Source organism: Bradyrhizobium sp. Leo170, from assembly GCF_004296405.1.
Taxonomy (GTDB): Bacteria; Pseudomonadota; Alphaproteobacteria; order Rhizobiales; family Xanthobacteraceae; genus Bradyrhizobium.
On sequence record NZ_PSRR01000536.1, the window covers coordinates 1 to 3,495 of the forward strand.

Here is a 3,495-nt window from a genome sequence, read left to right on the forward strand (position 1 = left end):
GTCGTCGAGGCGGCCTCCGTTCTCGAGGAAAGTCACCCCAACGTTCATTTCATTCTCGCCGGAGAGGGACCTCACAAGCCCAAGCTCCTGGAGATGTCACAGGGGCGCGGCAACATCCATTTCCTCGGGGTGCAGCCCAACGATCGTTTTGCCGCGTTGATGGCGAGCGCGGATATTCACCTGATCCCGCAGCGAGCAGAGGCGGCAGATCTGGTGTTGCCTTCCAAGCTCGGAGCCATCTTCTCGTCCGGTCGGCCGGTGATCGCTATGGCGGGATCTGGCACTGGGCTGGCCGATGAAGTGGAAGGCGCCGGTTTGGTCGTTCCGCCGGGCGATGCGAATGCGCTGGCCGAGGCTGTCCGAACGCTCGGCGAGGATGAACCGCTTCGAAATGTCCTGGGCAAGCAGGGCAGGACGCGCGCGCTCGAACGTTGGGACAGGGAAAGCATCATCCATCAGTGGCTGAGGGAGATGCTCTCCATCGATGATGATAGCACCAGGCCGCAGAGCAGCGGTGGGACACGGCTCCAGCCGGAAGCGCTGTTGCTTCCCGTCAAGGAGCAGGTGCGCGTGACGGGCAAATAAGGCGGTCAGACGCTCGAGCGGTTGGATGACCAATGCGCTCGAGCAATCAATCGCCGCAAGCGGTCCCCGTTCAGCGGCCCTTTCCCTACTCGTGCCGCGCGTAGTAGCGGAAGCCGTGCTGCTTGATCAGTTCGTCCCGCTTGGCCGATTCAAGATCTTCCTGCATCATTTCCTTGACCAGCACCTCGAACGAGGTCTTCGGCTCCCAGCCGAGCTTCTGCTTTGCCTTGGAGGGGTCGCCGAGCAGGGTCGCGACTTCCGACGGCCGGAAATAGCGGGGGTCGACCGAAACGATGCATTTGCCAGTCGCGTCGTCATAGCCTTTCTCGCGAACCCCGCTGCCTTCCCATCGGACCTTGATTCCGATCTCGGCCGCGGCGTAGTTGACGAAATCCCTCACTGAATACTGCTTGCCGGTGGCGATCACGAAGTCTTCCGGCTTGTCCTGCTGCAGCATCATCCACTGCATCTCGACATAGTCGCGCGCATGCCCCCAGTCGCGCAGCGCGTCCATGTTGCCGAGGTAGAGGCGGTCCTGCAGCCCGAGATGGATCCGCGCCAGCGCCCGCGTGATCTTGCGCGTCACGAATGTCTCGCCGCGGACCGGGGACTCGTGATTGAACAGGATGCCGTTGCAGGCGTACATTCCATACGCTTCACGGTAGTTGACCGTGATCCAGTACGCATAGAGCTTGGCGACGGCGTAGGGCGAGCGGGGGTAAAAAGGCGTCGTCTCCTTCTGCGGGATTTCCTGCACAAGTCCGTACAATTCGGAAGTCGAGGCCTGGTAGAAGCGTGTCTTGTTCTCCAGGCCGACAATGCGGATGGCTTCGAGCAGGCGCAGCGTGCCCAGGGCGTCGGAATTTGCGGTGTATTCCGGCTCCTCGAATGAAACGGCCACGTGGCTCTGCGCCGCGAGATTATAGATCTCGTCCGGCTGCACTTGCCCGACGATACGAACCAGACTCGAAGAGTCCGTGAGGTCGCCATAATGCAAACGGAATGGCGGATTGGCCTCGTGGGGATCGAGATAGATGTGGTCAATTCGATCGGTGTTGAAAAGCGAAGCCCGACGCTTGATGCCGTGGACCTCATATCCCTTTTGCAAAAGCAGTTCTGCCAGATAGGCGCCGTCCTGACCGGTAACGCCGGTAATCAAAGCCCGCTTCTTCGTCATAAAGCCCCCAAACAGAGATTTCAGCGCCGTTACATAACGCAATAATTCCGCCAGAATAGACATTTCCGGCGGATCATGTTGTGCGATGGACCAATAGGATTAATCGGGAAGCGTGTCCCTTGATAAAAGGCACCACGTTGTGCTGGGCTCTGCCTGAAAAGGCGGCGCTGCGCGCAATGAGAATCGGCAACCATTCTTGATCATGGCCTGCGCGCGAGGCGGGATATCGCCGTGCGCAGCGGCGCCTTCAGTCGTCACGATCAGCAATATCCATTGGGGTTGTTGCTCTGCCAGCGCCAATGATCCGCGCACATCGCCTCGAGCGATCTGGCCGCTGTCCATCCCATCAGCCGGGATGCGGTTTCGGTGGCGGCGTAGTAGGCATCGATATCGCCCGGGCGACGCGATTTGATGTCATAGGGTATGGGGCTGCCGCACGCCTTTTCGAACGCGCGAACGACTTCGAGCACGCTGCTGCCGGTACCGGTTCCGAGATTTACCGAGAAGCATTTCGGACTGTCCAATGCCGTCAGTGCGGACAGGTGTCCGAGCGCGAGGTCCATGACATGGATATAGTCGCGAACGCCTGTTCCATCAGGTGTATCGTAGTCGGCGCCCCATATGTTCAATCGCTCGCGTCGTCCGATTGCAACCTGAGCCACGAAGGGGACTAGGTTATTGGGGACGCCGCGGGGATCCTCGCCGATCAGTCCACTCTCGTGTGCGCCGACTGGATTGAAATAGCGCAATATGGCGACCCCCCAGCTTGGGTCGCTGACATATTGGTCGCGGAGCATTTCCTCGATGATGAGCTTGGTCCGCCCATAGGGGTTCACGGGATTGAGGGGATGGTCCTCGGTATAAGGCAGAAATTTGGGGGTGCCGTAGACGGTGGCCGATGAACTGAACACGATGGTCTTGACGCCCGACCGTCGCATCGCGCGCAGCAGCCGGTGCGATCCGATGACGTTCTGATCGTAATATTCGAGCGGCTCCGCAACGGAGTCCTGAACGGATTTCAGCCCGGCAAAATGCATGACCGCCGTGCAGTTGTATTGCGTCAACACCTGCTCGATCGCGCGTTCGTCGCGAATGTCGCCTTCAACGGCAATCAGCGATTTGCCGCAAATCTGCTGCACGCGCTGCAGGGCAATCGGACTGCTGTTGGAGAAATTATCGAATACGACAACATCTTCACCCGCAGCCAGCAAGGCCACACAAGCATGCGAGCCGATATAGCCGGCCCCGCCGGTCACAAGGATCATCGTCATTTCTCCGCTAGATTGGGTTCTCAAGGAGCTGTCCGCGGCGCAGACAGTCACTACAATCTAGAGCTGTTGAAAGCAAACGTGCGATGTGAGGGGTAGACAGCGGGATAGAAGCTGCCCTGTCAAGGTCGATCGGAGAGAATTTGACGCTGTTGTTAACCCTAGCCAGACCAAGACTGTTGCCGGCGCCGCTCCGATAGGTAATGGCCGATTGCATCGGAGCGGCCGCGTAAGTTGTCACTCCACTGTCATCGCCCGGCTTGACCGGGCGATCCAGTATTGCAGAGGCGTTCGTTTTCGATTGAGAGGCCGCCGCGTACTGGATCACCCGCGTTCGCGGGTGATGACAGTGTTGTTTGCGGCGAGCGAAGCGCTCAGCTCTTCGGGCGCCGCCATCTCAAATCTTCTGATTGTACTCGCCGACCTCCGGATGCGTGCGCAGCACGCTATCCACCGTCTCAAACG

3 protein-coding genes are annotated in these 3,495 nt (G+C 59.4%); 1 reads left to right on the plus strand and 2 read right to left on the minus strand.

What is annotated here, in order from left to right; all coding sequences use genetic code 11:
* Positions 1–585: glycosyltransferase (locus CWO89_RS41955; RefSeq protein ID WP_130584090.1), on the plus strand; the 585-nt coding region annotated here is incomplete at its 5' end.
* Between the two features lie 85 nt (positions 586–670).
* On the opposite strand, the gene gmd is transcribed toward CWO89_RS41955, so the two are convergent.
* Entirely contained in the window at positions 671–1,762 is a 1,092-nt protein-coding gene (gene gmd, locus CWO89_RS41960; RefSeq protein ID WP_130584091.1) for a GDP-mannose 4,6-dehydratase, read from the minus strand.
* Positions 1,763–2,022: 260 nt separating this feature from the next.
* Positions 2,023–3,027, minus strand: coding sequence for a UDP-glucose 4-epimerase GalE (gene galE, locus CWO89_RS41965; RefSeq protein ID WP_130584092.1), 1,005 nt, complete (start codon positions 3,025–3,027; stop codon positions 2,023–2,025).
* Positions 3,028–3,495: the final 468 nt, after the last annotated feature.

What these genes read in the sequence shown, in the direction of transcription:
- galE (WP_130584092.1), bottom strand. Translation starts at nt 3,027, where the DNA reads ATGATCCTTGTGACCGGCGGGGCCGGCTATATCGGCTCGCATGCTTGT.
- gmd (WP_130584091.1), bottom strand. Translation starts at nt 1,762, where the DNA reads ATGACGAAGAAGCGGGCTTTGATTACCGGCGTTACCGGTCAGGACGGC.